Raw genomic sequence first — 20,494 nt, 5'->3', positions numbered from 1 at the left:
CCAGGTCCCTCAGCGCACCGAGCCGTCCGGGGCCCGCACCCGGCCGGGGTGGGCGGCGATGTACACGTTCGAGTGCTTGACGAGGATCTGGTCGGAGGCGAACAGGTCGCTCGAGCCGACGAAGTGGCCGACGAGGACGACCGGGATGTTCGCCTGGAACAGCTGAGGCGGGGTGCCCCGCTCCTCGACGCGCACCCGCGCCGGCCCGGACGCGACGACGAAGCGCAGGCGGGCGCCGCGCTGGCGGACGATCGAGCCCGGGACGACGACGCCCTCGAGCTGGAAGGTGGCGTTGCCGAGGGTGGCGCGCGCCCGCAGCGCCTCCTGGGCGGTCTTGAAGTAGACGACTGCGGAGGTGAGCACCTTGTCGATGAGCAGGCCGAAGGCCGCCGCGAGGACGAGCGCAACGACGAGGAGGCGCCGGCGGACCTGACGGGCGCGCGCCGAGGGGACGCGCGCCGGCGACGGCGCCACGGCTTCGGCGGTCGCGCTCACCGGTCCTCCCCCGCCGCCTGCCGCTCGCCGGCGTCCTCCGGCGGCAGGCGCCGGCGTGCCAGCCGCTCGCGCCACAGCAGGCTCGATCCGTAGCTGCCGAGGCCGACGAGGACGGCGAGGTAGCCGGCCTCGATGTAGCCGCTCACGGCGCGCCCGCCTCGGCGCGGCGCTCGGCGAGCGCGGCGGCGAGGCCCTCGTCGGCCTGGCGATCGGCGAGCGCGGCGAGCCGGTAGCGGTGGGCGAGCAGCCACGCGTAGACGAGCGTGAACGAGACGAAGCCGAGGAGCAGCGTCCAGGCCATCGAGCCGTGGACGTAGGTCCGGTGGGTGGTGGGGTCGAGGACCGTGGGGGCCTGGTGGAGGCTGCGCCACCACAGTACGGAGAAGTAGACGACCGGCACGTCGACGAAGGCGACGAGCGCCGCGATGGCGGCGCGCCTCGCGCGCACCTCCGGCGTCGCGGGCACCGCCCGCAGGGCGAGGTAGCCGAGGTAGACGACGAGGAGGAGCGCCGTCGTCGTGAGCAGCGGGTCCCAGGTCCACCACGTCCCCCACGTCGGCCGGCCCCAGATCGAGCCGGTGACCAGGGTGAGGGCCGTGAAGACGACACCGACCTCGGCCGAGGAGCCGGCGAGGCGGTCGAGGGCGAGCGTGCGCGTGCGGCGCCACAGGTAGCCGAGGCTGGCGAGGAACGAGACGCCGTAGGCGAGGAACGACACCCACGCCATCGGGGGGTGGACGTAGAGCAGCCGCACGAGGTTGCCCATGAACTCGTCGGGCGGCGTGACGAAGAGCCCGAGCGCGACGGTCGCCGCCACACCCGCGAGCGCGCTGACGCCGAGGAGGCGCAGCCCCCGCGACCTGGGGGGGGCGGGCCGGCGCGGCGGCGCTCCCCCGTCGGCACCGGGCGCCGTCGCCCGCGCAGGTCGAGTCGTGACCGTGCTCACTGGTCCTCGAGGAGGGGCCCGAAGGCGACCGTGCCGAGCGCGCCGTAGACGAGGGCGAGCACGCCGAGGAGGTCGAGCCAGCCGGCCGCTGCCCCCGGGTGCCCGTCGAGCGCGGCGCGCGAGGCCTTCACGGCGGCGATCAGCACCGGGGCGACGACGGGGAGGAAGAGCAGCGGGAGGAGCGTCTCCCTCGCGCGCGCCCCCGCGGTGACGACGCCGTGCACCGTGCCGAGCGAGGCGAGGGCCGCGGTGGCGAGCAGGCAGGTCGCGCCGAGGGCGAGCGCCGCGCCGAGGTGCACGTCGAAGAGCACCGAGGCCCCGACGCCGAGGACCGCCTCCAGGCAGACGAGCTCCACGGCGATCGCCGCGGCCTTGCCGACGAAGATGCCGCCGGGGTCGAGGCCGGAAAGGCGCAGCCCGTCCCGGGCGTCGTCGGCGGACTCGATGGCGAAGCTCCGCTGCACGGCGAGCAGTGTCGCCAGGAGCACCGCCACCCAGAACAGCCCCGCCGCGCTCGACTGCAGGAGGGCCCGGTCGGGCCCGAGCGCCAGCCCGAACAGGAGCAGGACGGCGAGCGCGAACGGGACGAGCTGGTTGCGCGCGACGCGCGACCGCCACTCGACGCGCAGGTCCTTCGCCGCGACGAGGAGCGCGTCACGCCACATCGCGTCCCGCCCCCTCGAGGACGGCGACGGCGGCAGGCACCTCGGCGGTCGTCGTCACCGGCGCGTGCACGCAGCCGCCCGCGATGTCGACGACCCGGTCGCAGATGGCGCCGGCACGGTCGTGCTCGTGCGAGGCGACGAGGAGCGTCGTGCCGCGGGCCCGCTCCTCGGCGATGAGCGCGTCGAGGAGCGAGCGGCCCTGCGCGTCGAGGCCGGCGTGCGGCTCGTCGAGCAGCCACAGGCGCGGGGCACGGGCGACGAGGACCGCGAGGGCACTGCGCCGGCGCTGCCCTGCGGAGAGCTGGCCGACCGGTACGGCGCTGAGGCGCCCGGCGAGCCCGAGTCGTTCGAGCGCGGGAGCCACCCGCCGAACGTCGCCGCGCGCCGCGCGCACGGCGAAGGTCACGTTGTCCTCGACGCTCAGGTCGTCGTAGAGGAAGCCCGCGTGCCCGAGCAGGCCGACGTCGCGCCGGACCGACTGGCGGTCGGTGCGCAGGTCGTGCCCGAGCACGACGGCCTCGCCGGAGACGATCGCCACGAGGCCGGCGCACGCGCGCAGCAGGCTCGTCTTGCCGGCGCCGTTCGGCCCGCGCAGGTGCACGACCTCCCCCTCGGCGACGTCGAGGGAGACGCCTGCGAGCAGGGGGAACCGTCCGGCGAGCGAGACGGCGTCACGGAAGCGCACGGCCAACGTCATGAGGACGGCCCCATGGTAGGAGCAGGGGCGACGTCTCGGCCAAGCGGCGGCCGGTCTGCTAGCTCTTCAGCTGGGCGAGGTCGGCGTCCACCATCATCTCGACGAGCTCGACGAAGCCGACCTCGGGAGCCCAGCCGAGCTCGGCGCGTGCCCGCTTCGCGTCGCCGACCAGGACGTCGACCTCGGCCGGACGGAAGAAGCGCTCGTCGACGACGACGTAGTCCTCGTAGTCGAGACCGACGCGTGCGAAGGCGATCTCGCACAGCTCCCGGACCGAGTGCGTCTGCCCGGTAGCGACCACGTAGTCCGAGGGCTCGGGCTGCTGGAGCATGAGCCACATGGCGCGCACGTAGTCGCCGGCGAAGCCCCAGTCGCGCTTGGCGTCGAGGTTCCCGAGGCGCAGCTCCCGATCGAGGCCGAGCGCGACGCGCGCCGCGCCGTGGGTGACCTTGCGCGTCACGAACTCGAGGCCGCGCCGAGGGCTCTCGTGGTTGAAGAGGATGCCCGACGAGGCGTGGAGGCCGTAGCTCTCGCGGTAGTTGACGGTGATCCAGTGCCCGTAGACCTTCGCGACCCCGTAGGGGCTGCGCGGATGGAAGGGGGTCAGCTCCGTCTGGGGCACCTCGCGCACCTTGCCGAACATCTCGGAGGAGCTCGCCTGGTAGAAGCGGATCTCCGGGTCGACGAAGCGGATCGCGTCGAGCATCCGGGTGACGCCGAGCGCGGTCGCCTCGCCGGTGAAGACGGGCTGGCTGAAGGAGGTCTGCACGAAGGACTGCGCCGCGAGGTTGTACACCTCGGCGGGCCGCCACTCGCGCAGCACGTCGATGAGCGACATCTCGTCGAGCAGGTCGCCCGGTACGAAGGTGATCCGGTCCTGGATGTGCGCCACCCGCTCGAAGTTCACCGTGCTCGAGCGCCGCACCATCCCGATCACCTCGTAGCCCTGCTCGAGGAGCAGCTCGGCGAGGTACGAGCCATCCTGACCGGTGATCCCGGTGATGAGCGCGCGACGCGGCACTGCCCTGTTCTAGGCGAAGCGGCGCACCCAGGCAAGGAGCCCCTCGAGCCAGGTCGGAGCGGGGGGACGGCCACTCGGCGCGGTGCGCCGCAGCGGAAGGTTGCGCTGCCCACATGCGTGCGGTGGCCGGCGACGAGGAGGCAGGCCGGGGCGGGATGCCTCGCCCCAGCCGACGGAGCCGCTGGCGTCGCGACTCGAGGCACCGTGCCGCAGTCGACCGAGGCGTCTTCGCGCGAGGACGGCCTGCGCAGCGAGGTCGGCGCAGCCGACGCCCTCGCCCACGGGAGAGCGATCGAGCGAGCTCGGGCTCGGTTCCCTCCCCGCGGCGAGTCCTCTGGCGCACGGTCCCGATGGCCCCGGGCCGCGACGGCCGCGTCGCGACGCGCTTCGTCGCAGCCGAGCCCGACACCGTCGAGCTCGAGGTCCTCGGCCGGTGCGACCGGCGCGCGGCCCGCCTCGACGACGCGATGCGCCTCGCCCGCACCGATCGCCTCGGTCCGGCGCGAAGAGGGACCTCGCGCCGGCTCGAGCGGTCCTCTGGAGGGCGAGCGCCGGCCGTGCGCGCCGCGCTCGTGCGCAAGGACGCGGGCCCGGTCGGCAACGGCCCTCGAGGCGAGCGAGGATCGACACGAGCTGGGCCAGCGGGGCAGCCGAGCGGCTCCGCCGAGGCCGTCCTCGGGCGCCGCCCGGGTTGCTCAGCGTGCGAGGGGGGCCAGCGCGGCCGAGGTCGCCCCGAGCAGCGCCCGGGCGCGGCGCGACCCGACGAGGCCGAGCGCTGCGAGCACCACGGCTGCGGCGAGCGCGTACGTTGCGAGCGTCCCCGACCCGGCGAGCACGATCCCGCCGAGGAGGGGACCGAGGATGCGAGCGGAGCTGACGACGGCCTGCTGGCGGCCGAGCAGCGCGCCGCGGCCAGCGGCCGGGGCGCTGCGGGCGAGGGCCGGCACGACGACCGGGCTGATGACTCCGTTGCCCGCGCCGACGAGGGCGAGCCCGACCGCGAGCGTCCACCAGCTCGCCCAGAGCGCGACGCACACCAGCCCGACGGCGAAGGCCACCCCGCCGGCGAGCGCGGTGCGGGCAGGCCCGAGCCGGCGGGCCAGCGGCCCCACGCCGCGTGCCTGGGCGAACGCCATCGAGAGCCCGACGAGCGCGAAGCACAGGCCGGCGCCCGACTCGCCGAACCCGAAGTGCCGCCGACCGACGAGCGCGAAGGTGGCCTCGAAGATCCCGAAGGCTCCAGCTGCCAGGCCGACCACCCCGAGCAGCTCCGCACGCGCGACGCGCCCGCTGGGCACGGTGGACCGAAGGGGGTCGGAGGCAGCCGACCCGGACGCTGCGGCCGGCCTCGTCTCGGGGAGATGGCGCGTCCCGTAGGCGGCGTTCGCCGCGGCGAGGACCGCGGCGAGCACGAAGGGTAGGCGGGCACCACCGAGGGCCGCGAGGCCCGCGAGGCCGGGGCCGAGGACGAAGCCGGCGGCGATCCCGGCGCCGAGCAGACCCAGAGCCCGCGACTGGTCCGCTGGTGGAACGACGTCGACCACGGAGGCCTGGGCGACGGCGATGCTCCCGCCGGAGGCGCCGTTCACGGCGACCGCGACGAAGAGGAAGGACCCTGCCGGAGCGAGCGCGATCAGCAGGCTCGAGGCTGCGCTGCCAGCGAGCGACGCGAGCAGCGCCGAACGGCGGCCCAGCCGGTCGGAGACGCGGCCCCACGCCGGCGCGGCGAGGAGCTGGGCGAGCGAGTAGGTGGCCACGAGGGCACCGACGGCGACGACGGGCAGCCCGAGGTGGCGCGCGTAGAGGGGCAGGATCGGGAAGGTGAGGCCGAAGACGAGGAAGTCGACGGCGACGACGATCCGCAGCGCGCCCAGCCCCGCGCCGGACCGATGCACGGGCGCGCCCGAGCGCGCGCCACGAAGCTCCACGCTGTCTAGTGGACCGGCGGGAGCTGGCGCCGTCAAATCGCGGCGCCGGCCCTCGCCCGCTCGGCGTGCCCCTGCGCCCTCGGGCGCCGGGGCACGAGCCTCAGGCCGGCCGGACGTTCGCGGCCTGCAGCCCCTTCTGGCCCTGCTGGACGTCGAACTCGACCGCCTGGCCCTCCTCGAGGGTGCGGTAGCCCGCCATCTGGATGGCGGAGTGATGGACGAAGACGTCCGCCCCGTCGGGCTGCGAGATGAAGCCGTAGCCCTTCTCGGCGTTGAACCACTTCACTGTTCCGGTCGCCACCTCGGCGATCCCCCTTCTTTCGGTGATGCGTACAGCGAGAGGGATCGGGCCACGGCGGCGGACCACCGGACCCTGCCGGGCCGCAGAGGTCGGCCAGACCGTCGACGGTCCGCGTTCTCTCACTGCGCAGGCTACCAGCGAAACGCCGCCGGCGTCACCCACGTTGCCGGCACGCTCCTCAGCGGCGCAGCCGGGGTCCCTGCGCGGTGTCCTCGACCCGCCAGCCGAGGGCTTCGATCTCGGCGCGCAAGCGGTCGGCGAGGTCGAAGTCGCGCGCGATCCGGGCAGCCTCGCGCCGGGTGAGGAGCTCCCGCGCCGCGGCGTCGGGGGGCGCGGCGCGCTGCGGCGAGAGGCCGAGGACCGCGAAGCAGCCGACGACGCCGTCCGCGAGCGCCGCGGCCGGCGCGCGCTCGCCGCTGTCCGCGAGGCCGTTGGCCCGACGGAGCGCCTCGAAGAGGAGCGCGAGCGCGCGAGGGGTGTCCAGGTCGTCGTCCATCGCCTCCCGGAACGTCTCGACGAGCTCCCTCGACGCGTCCGTCGAGGCCGGAGCGGGAGCTTCGCCGAAGCGGCGCCCGAGCGCGTCGAGGCGCTCGAGCGCGCTCGCGGCGTCGGCGAGTGCCGCTTCGCTCACCTCGAGCGGCGAGCGGTAGTGGGCGCGCAGGACGAGGAGCCGGAAGGCTCGCGCCTGCCCGTGCTCGACGAGCTCGGGGAGCGTGGTGTAGTTCCCGAGCGACTTGGACATCTTCTCGCCCTCGACCTCGACGAAACCGTTGTGCACCCAGTGGCCGGCGAAGCGCCTGCCGAGGGCGACGGCCTGGGCGCGCTCGTTCTCGTGGTGGGGGAACGCGAGGTCCTGGCCGCCGCCGTGGATCTCGAACCCCTCGCCGAGGAGCGCCAGCGCCATCACGACGCACTCGGTGTGCCAACCGGGGCGGCCCGGTCCCCAGGGCGAGGGCCACGACGGCTCACCCGGCTTCGCCTTCTTCCACAGGGCGAAGTCCGCTGGCGAACGCTTGTGCTCGCGCACCTCGACTCGCGCCCCGGCCCGCAGGGACTCGAGGCTCTGGTGGGCGAGCAGCCCGTAGCCGGGCACGCGAGCCACCTCGAGGTAGACGCCGTCGTCGGTCTCGTAGGCCGCCCCCCTTCCCACGAGCTCCCCGACGAGCGCCACCATCTGGTCGACGTACTCCGACGCGTGCGGGGACCTCGTCGGCCGGAGCACCTCGAGCGCGGCGAGCGCGTCCCACCACTGCGCCTCGAACTCGCTCGCGACGTCTCGCCAGCTCCGGCCCTCTGCGGCAGCCCGGTCGAGGATCTTGTCGTCGATGTCGGTGACGTTGGAGACGTAGTCGACCTCGAGGCCGCGCCACGCAAGGTAGCGGCGGAGGACGTCGAAGACGATCGCGAAGCGGCCGTGGCCGAGATGCGGCGGGCCGTACACGGTCGGCCCGCACACGTACATGCCGACCCGCCCCGGCTGCCGCAGGGCGACCTCGACCACCCGGCCACGCGCTGTGTCGTGCAGCCGCAGCACACGGCTACCGTACTAGGCCGATGCCGAGCGATGACCCGAACGGCCTGGCGCGTCCGGACGCCCGGGGCGTGCGCACGCTCGAGGTGGCGGCGCACTGGCGGGTGCCCGAGCGCCCCGCCCTCGAGGGCCTCGAGGCTCGCTGGATCGCGGCCTGGGAGGCGGCGGGCACGTACCGCTTCGACCGGACGCGACCGCGCGAGGAGATCTTCTCGATCGACACGCCGCCGCCGACGGTGTCGGGCCAGCTGCACGTCGGGCACGTCTTCTCCTACACCCAGACCGACATCGTGGCCCGCTACCGGCGCATGCGAGGCAGGGAGGTCTTCTACCCCATCGGCTGGGACGACAACGGCCTGCCGACCGAGCGCCGGGTCCAGAACCACTTCGGGGTCCGCTGCGACCCGAGCCTCCCCTACGACCCCGGCTTCATCGCGCCGAGCGATCCGCCGAGCCCGCCCGTCGCGGTGTCCCGCCCGAACTTCGTCGAGCTGTGCCACGAGCTCACGGCGACCGACGAGCAGGCGTTCGAGGACCTGTTCCGCCGCCTCGGGCTCTCCGTCGACTGGACGACGAAGTACACGACGATCGGCGAGGCCGCGCGCCGAGCCTCCCAGCGCGCGTTCCTCCGTATGGTCCGGCGCGGCGACGCCTACCGCCAGGAGGCGCCGACGCTGTGGGACGTCGACTTCCGGACGGCGGTCGCGCAGGCCGAGCTCGAGGACCGCGAGATCCCCGGCGCCTACCACCGCCTTGCGTTTGCCCGCGCCGACGGCGGCGCCCCCATCGAGGTCGAGACGACCCGACCCGAACTGCTCGCGGCGTGCGTCGGTCTCGTCGCGCACCCTGACGACCCCCGGTACCGCTCGCTCGTCGGGTCGAAGGCGCTGACGCCGCTGTTTCGCGTCGAGGTCCCAGTCCTCGCCCACCCGCTCGCGGACCCCGAGAAGGGGACCGGTATCGCGATGGTGTGCACCTTCGGCGACCTCACCGACGTCGTGTGGTGGCGAGAGCTCGGGCTCGCACTGCGCACCGTCGTCGGGCGCGACGGCCGCCTCGGTCCCGCGCCCTTCGGCACACCCGGCTGGGAGTCTCGCGACCCAGCAGCGGCGCGCGCCCGCTACGCGCAGCTCGAGGGGCGCCGCGTGGAGGACGCGCGCCGGCGCGTCGTCGAGCTGCTCGGCGAGTCCGGCGAGCTCCTCGGCGCGCCGCGCCCGATCGTGCACGCCGTGAAGCACTACGAGCGCGGCGAGCACCCGCTCGAGATCGTCTCCTCCCGACAGTGGTACGTGTCGACGCTGGCGCTTCGCGAGAAGCTCCTCGAGGCAGGTCGAGCGCTCATCTGGCATCCCGAGTTCATGCGAACCCGCTTCGAGGCGTGGGTCGATGGCCTGAACGGCGACTGGAACATCTCGCGCCAGCGCTTCTTCGGCGTCCCCTTCCCGGTGTGGTACCCCGTCGAGCCCGACGGCAGCGTCGACGACGAGCACCCGATCCTCGCGTCGGAGTCCTCCCTGCCCGTCGACCCCTCGACGGACGTACCCGACGGCTACGAACCTGCCCAGCGCGGCCAGCCGGGGGGCTTCGTCGGCGACCCGGACGTCATGGACACCTGGGCCACCTCGTCCCTCACCCCCCAGATCGCCGGGCAGTGGGCGGACGATCCCGACCTGTTCGCACGGGTCTTCCCGATGGACCTACGGCCCCAGGCGCACGAGATCATCCGCACCTGGCTGTTCACCACGATCGTGCGCTCCGAGCTCGAGCACGGCTGCCTGCCGTGGTCAGACGCTGCGATCTCCGGGTGGATCCTCGACCCGGAGCGCAAGAAGATGTCGAAGTCGAAGGGCAACGTGGTCGTGCCGACCGATCTCCTGGAGCGCCACGGCACCGACGCCGTGCGCTACTGGGCGGGATCGGCGCGCCTCGGCGTCGACACCATCTACGACGAGCAGCAGATGCGAATCGGACGACGACTCGCCATCAAGCTGCTCAACGCAACGAGGTTCGTGCTCGGGCGCTGCGAGGGGCGCCTGGGCGCTCCGGAGCGCCTCGAGCCGCTCGACGCGGCGATGCTCGCGCGCCTTCGCGACGTCGTGGCCAGGTCCACCGAGGCGATGGAAGCGTACGAGCACGCCCGGTCGCTCGAGGTGAGCGAGCAGTTCTTCTGGGCCTTCTGCGACGACTACCTGGAGCTCGCCAAGGGCCGCGCCTACGGGGAGGGCAGCGGCGCCGACTCTGCCCGCCACGCGCTGAGCACCGCCCTCTCGGTCGTCCTGCGGCTGTTCGCGCCATTCCTCCCCTTCGTCGCCGAGGAGGCCTGGTCCTGGTGGCACGACGGTTCCATCCATCGCGCTCCTTGGCCGGATCCTGCCGAGCTCGAGGCCCCCGGGCCTGACGTACCAGCTGCCCTCCTCGACCACACCGGCGCCGTGCTCGGCGAGGTACGGCGGGCGAAGACACAGGCGAAAGCGTCGATGCGCGCCGAGGTCGAGCACCTCACCGTGCGCGCGCCCGACCATGTCCTCGAGCTCGTGCGCCTCGCTGAGGCCGACCTCGTCGACGCAGGCCGCGTGCGAAGGATCGAGTACACGACTGGCTATGAGCTCGGCGCGGAGGTCGTCCTCGGGATCTGAAGGACCGATCCGGTTCTTCCCGCGCCCTCGCGCGTCGCTCCACCGCCCCCCACTACCACCGGGTGCCGCCCCTCGGTCGGAGCGCGCGGCCTCGGCAGCCATTTGAGCAATGAGGCAGGCTCGGTCCAATCGACGCCGGCGCGCGCGAGAGGGCTCTGCACTCGCGTCCGTCAGTGGATCACGGGACGAGGTGCGCCCCGGCCGCGGCGAGCTCCGCGAGAGCTGCGTCACCCGTGCCCGGTGGCTCGTCCACCGCTCGCACCGCGGACGTCATCACACTGACGTCGAATCCGAGGCGGAGCGCATCGAGTGCCGACTCGCGCACGCAGTAGTCGGTGGCAACGCCGATCACCACCACCCGTTCGATGCCCCACCGACGCAGCAGCGCCTCCAATTCCGTCGAGGTGGTGCGGCCCGTTGCTGGGTCACGAACACTGAAGGCAGAGTAACCGTCCTCTCCCCCGGTGCCCTTGCGTACTACCTCACCCTCCAGCGTGAGTCCTGGTTGGAACTGCGCTCCCCAGCTCCCCGCGACGCAGTGGACCGGCCACCGACCGCCGCTCGTGACGAAGTGCGGAGTCTGCGCCGGATGCCAGTCCTGCGTGTAGACGACGAGCGCACCCGCCTCCCGGGCGTCGCGGATCTCGGCGTTGGCGGCTTCGACGAGTCTGTCGGCGCCCGGAACGAAGAGCGAGCCGGCCGGGTCGACGAAGTCATTCTGGAGGTCCACCACGACCAAGGCTGTCTGCGAATCATAAGCAACCGGCATCATGTCTCTGCCGACGATATGGCGCAGCGGCGGGCAGCTGCGATTCCCCTGTGGTCGATCACACGAACGTCGCGCTTTCTGATAATCGAAGCTCGCGACGGCCTGGCTCTGCACTCCCTGGCTCTGAGTGTGGCCAATGGGGGGGTCAGGTGCTCGAGGGCGCTCCCCCTGCTTCGTCCGACAGCGGTGGTCGGTCTACACATCGACGGGTGCTTGGCCGTCGGGATGCTGACGGCGTCGTCGCTGAACTGGACGGAACTGGCCCGACGCGGTGCTCTTCGGCGACGAGCGCTGTCAGGCCGCAGGGTCGGGCCTCCGGCGGCCTTGAACCACCCTGGGTTCCTCGGAGGCGCCCCCGGAGCCTCACCCAATCGGGACACTGGTTCCACGTTCGTACGACCTCGCTCCGAACTAACGGTCGGAGAGTCGCCGAGCGTCGACGAGGTCGTGAATGATCTGGAAGTCGCCAACGTTCTCGGTGAGGAGGGGCACTCCTTCAACGCGCGCGGTGGCCGCGATGGCGAGGTCGAGCTCACGCCGTCTCGGGTTGCCACCACGACGGGCCACCGCGGCGGCGAGCTGACCCCAGACACGCGCGATGTCGACGCTCACAGGCAGGGGGTCGAACGTCGCCTCGATCGCTGAGAGCCGAGCGATGCGGCGCGCCCGCTCGTCATCGTCGTCAGCGATGAGGACACCGAAGTGCAGCTCGGTGATCGAAACGACGCTGATCGCGGCCTCGACCTCCTCAGGCGGGGGCAGCTCCCCGATGAGCACCGATGTGTCGAGTAGGGCCCTCACGAAGCGAAGGGGTCCACGACGCCGGCCGGCAGTCGCTCGAGGTCGACCTCCAGCCCTCGTGGCGCCTCTGAACGCCAGATAGCGGCGAGTGCAGCACCGCGAACCCACCGGCGGCGATGCACTGGGCCGAGCTCGGCCACGGGACGACCGGCGACGGTCACGGTGATGATCTCGCCGGCCTCGGCCCGACGGAGCACCTGGCCGACGTTGTTCCGCAACTCCTTCTGTGCGATATTGCCCACGTCCATATGGTAGCAGAACTGCTACCACACGTGTCCGATCCGCCGGAGGGACAGCCGGTCACGACGTAGCCAGAGCTGCCGCTCGCCCCTCGTGGCGGCCGCGCGAACCAGAGGGCTCGAGGCAGTCGAGGCGGGCGGGGTCGCGGAGGATCTCGATCTCGTCAATCTGCCCGTCAATGACGGTCAAGCCCATCACCGAGAGGGCCCCGGCTTCCTTCGTGACGACGGCGCCCGGGGTCCGGTTGGCGAGGACTTTGTGGACAACGGCTTCGGTCTACGTGCAGACCTCAGACGGCGCCGATGAGCCAAATGATCGAGCTCCGATCAGGGAAGACACCGACCATGTCGGTCCTGCGACAGATCTCCCGGTTCAGCCGCTCTTTGAACCCTAACCGGCCATGGGAGCGGGGGTCAAGATCGCATCCCACCGAGCCCTAGGGATTCGAGATCGTGATCCCCACCACTCAGCGGGACGCAATCCTTGCAGCGAAGGGGCAGCGGGCTAATACCGGGGAAGAGCAACGATGACCGTAGGGCGTTCGTAGACGATCTACACCACGTCAACGACGACGTGGCCCGGCAGAGATTTGGCGACGAATCAGCCAACCATCCCGAGGGGCATGACGCCTCGGAAGAGGGGGACAATCAGGTGACACGCATTGCAACGGGGTTCACGCAGGTGTCAGACCGGCAGCATCGGCGGAATCGTACTCGTCAAAGAACGAGGAATCGAGCGCAACCTCAAACTCGACGCGCTCTCGGACATCCACGCCGAGCCGGTAGTCACGGAGGAGGTCGCAGAGCCGATCCCCGTCGATCAGCTCGACAGGGGGAGCTCCGTCACGACTGGCCTCGTTCTGAGCGTCCTTGGTGAAGGAACCGGTAGTGATGAGGAGACCCTTCTCTCCACGGCCTGCCATGGCGCCTCGAAAGTCTCGGACCGCGCCTGCCGTCACGGTTCCTTTGTAGCGCTTACACTGGAAGTAGACGGGAAACGAGACGAAGGACAATCGGTACACCCCGACGCCGTCGATGCCTCCATCCCCGCTTCGCCCGAGCACCGTGACGTTCACGAATCCAGCCTCACGAAGCAGTCGCTGAGCGAGTCGTTCGAAGCCATCCGGCGGGATGATGAGGAGCCGGGCGATGAGCTGGTCCTTCCAGGTCTCCAACTCCTCATCGCCAGCTTCCGCGGCTCTGTCATTCGAAGCCTGCTTCTGTTTCGCTCGCCGCTGCACTTCGTTTCGATACGCCTTCGTATCGGCCCGCATCTGGTCCGGCGTGATCGTCTGGCCCTTCTCCGTTAGCGTCCACACACCACGAGCACTATTCTCGATCGCGCCGATTCCCTTCAAGTGAGTCCTCGCCCAGTGGAGGCGGTACTCAATTTCGGACATGCGGCCATCCTTGGTCGAGACAGCCTGCTGGTCCTCGGAGAGGTGCTCGTCTTCAACGACCCGCTCGTACATCTCCTTGACCGTGGCAGAACCGCCCAACTCCCTGAGAGCAGTCAACACTGGCCACATCAGCTCGTGATACTGCGGGATGGTCGTGGCTGCCATGAGCCGATTGTCGCACAGCACGCCGCAGGCGAGCTAGGAGGAGACGGCTTACGCCGCGTCCTCCTCCTGTCCTGCGGGCTCGAAGGCCGGCACGATGGCCGCTGCAGTCTTCTGGATGCGCTCGCAGGATGCCTTACGCAGGCGCAGCGCCGTCGAGCACTCCAACTCTCACCTCGACGACCCAGCGCGGATCAACCTCGACGTGCGCGGCTGGTGCAAGCTCACGGGCCTCACCCCGCTCGCCCTGTTCGTCGCGTGTGCCTCCGTGGTCGTGAACCTCGGCCTCGTCGACGCCTTCGAGGCCCACGAGCTCGAGGAGGCCGGGCGAAGCACACCACGCCAGCCGAGACCGCCAGCACGTCGGCAGCCGACCCTTGCCGAGCTCGTCCGCACCGCACCGAACGCACCGCCGTCATCACGCCCGCGTTCGGAGGTCGTCTCGTCCGCCACGGACTCGATACGCCCCGGAAGCGACGAACGGCCCACCGAGGGGCCGCCCGAGGGTGTCACACCCAAACGTGAGGATGGAGCGAGGTCAAACGTGAAGACCTCCTGGTGGCGGGGGCAGGATTTGAACCTGCGACCTTCGGGTTATGAGCCCGACGAGCTACCAGACTGCTCCACCCCGCGGCGCTGTCGTCAGTGTAGCAGCACCGCGATACCCGACCGAGCAGCGCAGCTGTCGTCGGACGGGCACCCGTCGCCAGCCACCGGCGTGACGACATCGACGCACTCGACAAAGCGGACACCGGGCGAGCGCGCGCCGCGCCGGAGCTCTCGGCCCTGACGAGCTCCGGGTCGCGCGGGCAGGGCGCGCCAATCGATGATTCTTCGTCCGCCGTCTCGCAGGCGAACCATCGGCACTTGGCCGCCATCCTCGCCGGCTCAGCCTCCGAGGGCTCGGCGGTCCGGAAGTGAGCCGACTGCCGATTCCTCCCTTGTGCCCGCCCGGACGAGAGATACGGCCGGCCGCCACCTCAGCCGGCCTCGAGCGTCCTGCCGACGGGTCCTGCACCCCCCCGACTACTCGTCCCGGCACCCGCGGGTGCCGGCACTGCCGCCGCGGGTGTGGTTTGCGACGGTGACGAGGCTGACTTCGCGACCCTGAAGAGCCGGTTCGCCGTCGTGAGCGCCGCGACCGCCTCCGCGACGTCGCGCTGGTAGGTCCCGAGGTTCCTTCGAGCGAGCGCGGCCTGGGCGAGGTCGAGATCGTGCAGCGCCGTCGCGACGAGAGCGCCTGCCGCGTTCGGCACCGTCACCCCGCCGCTCGTCGACGGCCCGGCGCCGAGCGCGGCGTTCGAGCCGAAGAGCTGGCCGATCGCCTCGCCGAGCGTCGCGGCCATCGCCACGCGCCTGCCGTAGACGACGGCGACGGCGGCCAGCTCGGGGTAGCCGGCCTGCAGGGAGACCGCGTAGACCGGGCGCACGTAGAGGACGGAGTCGGCGATCGGGAGCACCACGACCGAGCCGAGGACGACGCGTGACCCCGACCGTTCGAGGCTCGCGAGCTCTCGGGAGACAGTCGCGTCGCCGAGCAGCGCCGCACCTACGAGCCCCGGCCCGTCGACGAGGCGGCGGCCTGGCGTCTGGAGGACCTCGAGGCGCCCGTACGCGGCGGGGCTCGAGTCGGCGATGAAGAGCCCGGCGAGCTGCTGCAGCGACCCGGCTGGGCTGGCGCGCACCAGCGGCTCGACGAGGCTGAACTGGAGGGAGGGCTCGTCGGGAAGCTGGAGCAGCTCGTAGGAGGGCTCGTCGGGCAGGGCGGACGCGACGCGAGATCCCGGTCCCGCGACGCCCGAGCCCTGCGACGGCGCCCAGGCGTCCGCCAGGCTGTAGAAGCTGGCGGGGTTCGTGACGTGGTAGGTGCCGTACATCTCGGCCTGCACGAGCAGGAGGTCCTGCGGGTAGCGCAGGTGGGCGCGCAGCACGGCCGGCATCTGCGAGAGCGGGTGGAACAAGCCGGGGAAGATCCGCTCGTAGGCCTGGACGAGCGGGTCCGAAGGAGCGACCACGTAGGCCTCGAGCCTGCCGGTGGCGGCGTTGACGACCACCTTCACCGCGTCTCGCACGTAGTCGAACCGACCCTTCAGCCCGCTCGTCGCCGCGAGGCCACTCGTCGACGCGGGCTCCCCGTAGGGGAAGGAGTCGCTCGTCGTGTAGGCGTCCACCATCCAGTCGAGGGGGCCGTGCGGGACGAGCACGGGGTAGGGGTTGGCGTCGACCCTGAGGAACGGGAGCGCCTTCTCCACGAGGGCGCGTACGTCGGTGAGGTAGAGGAGGCGCGAGCGGGCCGTGACGAGGTTGGAGACGAGCAGGTTCGGATCGCCGAAGCGGATCGCGAACGCGAGCCGCGTGCTGAGCGGCCGCAGCGGGATGCCGGTGTCGCTGGCGTCGGCCGCCGAGTCGCGTCGGACCTCGCCCGAGGTCGCGCCGGCCGACTGCTCCTTCGTGTCGACGACCACGTAGTGGTTCTCCCCGGGCGCGAAGTAGACGTCGGGCTGCGCGAGGCGCAGCACCGGGCTCGACGCGCTCGGCGGCACGTTCGAGACGAGGAAGCGCAGCGCCCCGGTCGCCGACGCCCCGTTGCCCTCGGCGACGACCGCGCCGATCCCGTGCGTGAAGCGCAGGTGGTCGTTCACCCAGGTCGGGCGTGCCAGCCGAGCGGGGTCGAGGGCGCGCGCGCTGACGAGGACGGGGGTGAGCGTCCCGCCGACGACGTAGCGGTCGACGGCGGGCGGCGTGAGACGGTAGTAGCCGCGGGCGTCCTGCAGCCTCGAGAACGCCGACCCGGCGAGCTGCGGGTCCCACAGCTCGGTCGCGTCCAGCGTCGCCGCGTACCGCAGGAGCACGCCGGGCGTGAGGTCCTCGTTGGCCGGCAGCAGGTGCGACACGACGTGGTCGATCCCCATCGCGAACCTCGTCGCCGCGATGTTGCGCTCGATGTAGGGGCGCTCGAGGAGGCTCTGCGAGGGGGTCACCTTGAGCAGCTGCATCACCGCCGGGTAGAGCACGCCGATCACGAGGGCGAGGAAGCCCCACAGACCGAGGGCGATCGCCGGCAGCGCGAGCGTCCGCTGGTAGGCGTTGAAGGTCAGCAGGACGAAGGCGACCAGGCACACGACGGCGAGCAGCGTGATCGCCGGGAGCCGGACGTGCAGCGCCGTGTAGCCGGCCCCGGCGACGACCCCCGAGCCGGAGACCTCGAGCGAGAACCGGTCGACGTAGTAGTAGGCGGCGGCCCGCTCGAGCGCGAGGAGCCCGGCCAGGGCCGAGAGGTGCGCGAGCGCGCGGGGCTCGAGGTGCGGACGGGTGCGCACGCTGATGCCGCCGTTCAGGCCGTGCGCGAGCGCGCTGAGCCCGAGCGCGACGAGGAGGGCCACGGTGAGCCAGGCGACGAGGAAGGAGAGGAACGGCAGGCGGAAGACGAAGAAGCTCACGTCCCGCCCGAAGACGGGGTCCTTCATCCCGAAGGGCACCGCGTGCTCGAACAGGAGCCAGTTCTGCCACTGGGAGGACGCGCCCGTCCCGACCGCGAGCGCGAGGACGAGCGCGACGAGCGTGCGCACGCCGAGCGCGTGCGGGCCGACGGCGCCCTGGAAGCGCGCGGCGAGGTCGCCCCGCGGTGCCGTGAGCAGCGCCCGCACGGCCGCCTTGTCGACGAGGAAGAGGTTGAGCCAGAACAGCCCGAAGGCGAACGCGACGAAGACCGTGCCGAGCGCGAGCTTCGTGCCGAGCACGGTGGCGAACACGTCGCCGAGGCCGGCGTAGTGGAACCAGAGGTAGTTGATGTCGAGGTCGGCGAGGGCCTGGACTGCGAGGAAGCACAGGCCGAGCGCGGCGAGCACGCCGAGGGCGACGAGCCCGCGGCGCCGCACGTGCGCCGGGCGCGTGGCCTCGGGCGTGACCCGCACCTACGAGGGTTTCTCGGGCACGAGGAGGCAGCGGCAGCCGGGGTGCACCGGGGGGTGCGCCTGGCCCGTCGGGAAGGTGGTCCCCGGCGCCAGCGCGCCAGCGAGGACGTTGTCGTCGCAGTCGGGGCACGCCGAGCCGCCGTCGTCGGCGAGCCAGGCGACGCTCCCCCGCTGCTCGCGCGCCACCTGGAGCGTGCCGAGCGCGAACGCCTCGGTGGCGGCGTCGGCCGCGACGCCCTCGATGCGCGCGCCCTTGAGGGCTCGGAACGCGACGCTGACCGCGGCCGCGGGATCGGCGTCGGCCGACGCCACGGGCGCGAGCCCCTCGGCGATGCGCCGGCGCAGCTCGGCCGAGACCTCCTCGCCGAGGCCGCGCGCGACGCGCTCGACGCTCGCCAACCGCTCGCCCGCCTCGCCCGGCGGATCGGGCGCACCGAGGAGCGCGGCCGCGTAGCGGCGACCGCCCGCGAACGCCTCGGCCAGGTGCTCGCCGGCGACGCCGGCGAGGCGCTCGGCCAGGACCGCTCCCGGCAGGAGCTCGTCGAGGCGCTCGCGCGCCGGGAGGTGGCGCAGCGCGTCGAGGAGCTCGTTCTGCTCGAGGCGCAGGGCGCGCTTGAGGCCCTGGACGAGGCCGCGCATCGCCGGGGCGAGGTGCTCGTCGCGCGCCTCGAGCGCGGGGCTGGCCGCCTCGGCCGGCGGCGTCGGCGCGCCAGCGCCGACGTCGTCCGCCAGCTCTCCGGCGCCGACGCTCTCCGGTCGACCGGCCCCCGCCGACTCCTCCTCGAGGAGCGCTCGCGCCCGGCCCACCTCCTCCTCGCGGCTCGCCCGGATGCGCGCGAAGAGCTCGTCGACGCTTCGCAGCGACGGCCCGGTCTCGGTGCCCGCGGTCCCCGGCGCGTCCCCTGCCGGGACCGCCGGCGCCGCCGCTACCTGCGCCGCAACGAGCCCGTCGGCCTCCGGCGGGGAGGCGGGCGCGGCGAGGCCGGCATCGTCCGCCGCGGCCGGCGGCGCGGGCTCCTCGGGCTCCTCGAGCACGGCGGGCCCGGGGACGCTCGGCGCGGCCTGGGCGGCCCTCGCGGCCTCGTCGGCCACGACGCGCACCTCCTCCTCGGCGCCGCGCAGGCGGGCGCGCACGGACTCGACGGAGCCGGCGACCTCCTCGACGATGGCCGCCAGCGCGTCCTTGCCGGCGCGCAGCTGCTCGAGCTGGACGTGGAGCTCGTGGCGGCGCTCGGCGAGGTCGGCGAGGATGCGCCGGCGCGCCTCGCGGGCCTCGTCGATCATCGCCCGGCACTCGTCCTTCGCCCTCGACACGAGCTCGTCCGCCTCGACGCGCGCCGCGCTGACGGCGGCGGCCGCCTCCGCACTCGCTCGCCGCCGCTCCTCCGCCAGGGAGCGCTCGGCGCTCTCGGCGAGCGCCCTGGCGCGCTCCTCCGCCCTCGCCACGACCTCGCGGGCCGCCTCGTGGGCGGCCTGGAGCACCCGAGCCGTCTCGCTGCCGACGGCCGCCGAGAGCGCCGCCTCGTCGAGCTCGGGCGACGCCGCGCGCTGCTCCGCCTGCGCGAGCGCGCTCCGCAGCTCCTCCTCCCGCCGGCTCGCCTCCCGCAGCTGCGCCGCGACCTCCTGGAGGAATCGTCGCACGGCGTCGGGGTCGAGACCACGGCGGGCCGTCGGGAACGCGTGCGAGGCGACGTCGTCGGGCGTGAGGGCGCTCGGCCTGGTCGTCGCTGCCTCTGGCACGGCCGAAAGCCTACGACGTCAGGGACCCGTGGAGGCCACGAGGGACCCGCCGAGGCGCCGTAGGTCGTCGATCGCCTGGCCGACCGAGGAGACGGCGAAGACCTTGAGGCGGGGTCCCGCGTGGGCGCGCGCCGTCGCGAGCTCGGCGGGCGGGACGAAGAAGACGCTCGCACCGGCGTCGCGCACGGCCACCGTCTTCTGCGCGACGCCCCCGACGTCCCCGACCTGCCCGTCCAGCGACATCGTGCCCGTCGCGGCCACCCGGCGACCGCCGGTGAGGTCGCCCCGGTCGAGCTCCTCGATGAGCCCGAGCGTGAACGCCAGCCCGGCCGAGGGCCCGACGATGCCGTCGCTGCGCAGGCGCACGGCGAAGGGCGCCCCGGCGACGGCGTAGCGGCGCGCGAAGGCGAGGCCGAGGCAGGCGGTCGCGGTCGCCGTCGCGCCCCGCGGCGCCGGCGCGCCGGCGCGCTCGCACACCACGCCGCTCGCCAGCCGGTAGAGCACGCCGAGGGTGACCTGGCGCGTGCTCGAGGACGCCGCGCCGAGCAGGTGGGTGCGCACGATCACCGTCGTGCCCGGCCGGTGCGCCCGCACGGCAGCCACGAGGGCACCGAACGAACCGGTCGGGTGCCCGTCGACGGCCGTGACCACGTCGCCGACGGCGAGCTCGCCCGCGGCCGGCGCTCCCGGGAACGGCTGGTAGACGACCGGCGCCTGCTCGACGGCTCGCACCCGGTAGCCGAGAGTCCGCAGGGCGACGTAGGTGGCTGCCTCGCGCGCCGCGGCCATGTCGATCACGCCCTGCTCGTCGTACTGCGCGGCGCTCGCCGGGCCGGTGAGCTCGGCGGCCGGCACGATCTCGGCGTTCGGATCGAGTCGGTAGTACGGCCAGGTGATGGCGCGTAGCGGCACGAGCTCGACGTCGGTGAGCAGGACCTGGCCACGGTGGTGGTGGGCGAAGCGGCGCGGCACGGCGATGAGGCCGGCGACGTCCACGCCCGCACCCGGCACGATCGCGTAGTACGGCAGCGACACGAGCGTGGCCGCGAGCACCGCCGCGACGAGCGCGCCGACGCCGTAGCCGAGGCGGCGCCGTCGGGCGCGCTGCTGCGCCGGTCGCTGCCGCAGCGCCGCTAGCCTGCGGCCGTGCGAGCGGGCCGTCGGCTGCCCCTCTCCTGCGGAGCCCCCTGGGGCGGTCGCGCCAGCGTCCCCGGGTTCGAGCGACATGCGCCGTAGCCTGCCACGCCCG

17 protein-coding genes, 1 tRNA gene and 1 pseudogene are annotated in these 20,494 nt (G+C 73.0%); 1 reads left to right on the top strand and 18 read right to left on the bottom strand.

What is annotated here, in order from left to right:
- Positions 1-9 precede the first annotated feature (9 nt).
- From VKV23_03020 to cysS, 9 genes are all read right to left on the bottom strand, one after another.
- A complete protein-coding gene (locus tag VKV23_03020; protein ID HLI15007.1) occupies positions 10-495 on the bottom strand; it encodes a cytochrome c maturation protein CcmE in 486 nt (161 codons plus the stop codon).
- Positions 492-641 (bottom strand): hypothetical protein, encoded by a 150-nt coding sequence (locus VKV23_03015; GenBank protein ID HLI15006.1) that lies wholly within the window; start codon positions 639-641, stop codon positions 492-494. Before VKV23_03015 ends, VKV23_03020 begins: the two co-directional genes overlap by 4 nt.
- Entirely contained in the window at positions 638-1,441 is an 804-nt protein-coding gene (gene ccsA / locus VKV23_03010) for a cytochrome c biogenesis protein CcsA (protein HLI15005.1), read from the bottom strand. The genes VKV23_03015 and ccsA overlap by 4 nt, the downstream gene beginning before the upstream one ends.
- Positions 1,438-2,106 carry a heme exporter protein CcmB gene (locus tag VKV23_03005; GenBank protein HLI15004.1) on the bottom strand — a complete coding sequence of 223 codons (669 nt, stop codon included), beginning with the start codon at positions 2,104-2,106 and terminating at the stop codon, positions 1,438-1,440. The genes ccsA and VKV23_03005 overlap by 4 nt, the downstream gene beginning before the upstream one ends.
- Positions 2,096-2,803, bottom strand: coding sequence for a heme ABC exporter ATP-binding protein CcmA (gene ccmA, locus VKV23_03000; protein ID HLI15003.1), 708 nt, complete (start codon positions 2,801-2,803; stop codon positions 2,096-2,098). Before ccmA ends, VKV23_03005 begins: the two co-directional genes overlap by 11 nt.
- A 58-nt stretch (positions 2,804-2,861) precedes the next feature.
- A complete protein-coding gene (gene gmd, locus VKV23_02995; protein ID HLI15002.1) occupies positions 2,862-3,824 on the bottom strand; it encodes a GDP-mannose 4,6-dehydratase in 963 nt (320 codons plus the stop codon).
- A gap of 695 nt (positions 3,825-4,519) precedes the next feature.
- Entirely contained in the window at positions 4,520-5,752 is a 1,233-nt protein-coding gene (locus tag VKV23_02990; GenBank protein HLI15001.1) for an MFS transporter, read from the bottom strand.
- Between the two features lie 100 nt (positions 5,753-5,852).
- Positions 5,853-6,053, bottom strand: a complete 201-nt coding sequence (locus VKV23_02985) for a cold-shock protein (GenBank protein ID HLI15000.1) — start codon at positions 6,051-6,053, stop codon at positions 5,853-5,855.
- Between the two features lie 178 nt (positions 6,054-6,231).
- On the bottom strand, positions 6,232-7,587 hold the full coding sequence (cysS, locus tag VKV23_02980) for a cysteine--tRNA ligase (protein HLI14999.1): 1,356 nt from the start codon (positions 7,585-7,587) through the stop codon (positions 6,232-6,234).
- 20 nt (positions 7,588-7,607) lie between these two features.
- Between cysS and valS the strand changes: the two genes are divergently transcribed.
- The gene (gene valS / locus VKV23_02975) at positions 7,608-10,220 is read left to right on the top strand and encodes a valine--tRNA ligase (protein HLI14998.1); all 2,613 of its coding nucleotides are present in this window, start codon (positions 7,608-7,610) and stop codon (positions 10,218-10,220) included.
- A gap of 178 nt (positions 10,221-10,398) precedes the next feature.
- Here valS and VKV23_02970 read toward each other — a convergent pair whose 3' ends face one another.
- The 9 genes and pseudogenes from VKV23_02970 to VKV23_02930 form a co-directional block, all read right to left on the bottom strand.
- Positions 10,399-11,103 (bottom strand): isochorismatase family protein, encoded by a 705-nt coding sequence (locus tag VKV23_02970; protein ID HLI14997.1) that lies wholly within the window; start codon positions 11,101-11,103, stop codon positions 10,399-10,401.
- A 297-nt stretch (positions 11,104-11,400) separates the two neighbouring features.
- Positions 11,401-11,790, bottom strand: a complete 390-nt coding sequence (locus VKV23_02965; protein HLI14996.1) for a PIN domain-containing protein — start codon at positions 11,788-11,790, stop codon at positions 11,401-11,403.
- Positions 11,787-12,032, bottom strand: a complete 246-nt coding sequence (locus tag VKV23_02960; protein HLI14995.1) for a type II toxin-antitoxin system prevent-host-death family antitoxin — start codon at positions 12,030-12,032, stop codon at positions 11,787-11,789. The genes VKV23_02965 and VKV23_02960 overlap by 4 nt, the downstream gene beginning before the upstream one ends.
- 290 nt (positions 12,033-12,322) lie before the next feature.
- Positions 12,323-12,412: pseudogene (locus VKV23_02955) on the bottom strand (transposase).
- A 291-nt stretch (positions 12,413-12,703) separates the two neighbouring features.
- Positions 12,704-13,594 carry a restriction endonuclease gene (locus VKV23_02950; protein HLI14994.1) on the bottom strand — a complete coding sequence of 297 codons (891 nt, stop codon included), beginning with the start codon at positions 13,592-13,594 and terminating at the stop codon, positions 12,704-12,706.
- A gap of 553 nt (positions 13,595-14,147) precedes the next feature.
- Positions 14,148-14,224 (bottom strand) — tRNA-Met (locus VKV23_02945).
- Between the two features lie 347 nt (positions 14,225-14,571).
- Positions 14,572-17,505 carry a UPF0182 family protein gene (locus VKV23_02940; GenBank protein ID HLI14993.1) on the bottom strand — a complete coding sequence of 978 codons (2,934 nt, stop codon included), beginning with the start codon at positions 17,503-17,505 and terminating at the stop codon, positions 14,572-14,574.
- The gene (locus VKV23_02935; GenBank protein HLI14992.1) at positions 17,506-19,245 is read right to left on the bottom strand and encodes a DivIVA domain-containing protein; all 1,740 of its coding nucleotides are present in this window, start codon (positions 19,243-19,245) and stop codon (positions 17,506-17,508) included.
- 18 nt (positions 19,246-19,263) lie between these two features.
- Positions 19,264-20,472, bottom strand: coding sequence for a PDZ domain-containing protein (locus tag VKV23_02930; GenBank protein ID HLI14991.1), 1,209 nt, complete (start codon positions 20,470-20,472; stop codon positions 19,264-19,266).
- Between the last annotated feature and the right edge of the window lie 22 nt (positions 20,473-20,494).

This window comes from Acidimicrobiales bacterium (assembly GCA_035294085.1).
In the GTDB taxonomy this organism is placed as follows: Bacteria; Actinomycetota; Acidimicrobiia; order Acidimicrobiales; family Bog-793; genus DATGLP01.
Note: the sequence above shows the minus strand (reverse complement) of the source record. Positions and strands in the feature narration are given on the sequence as shown.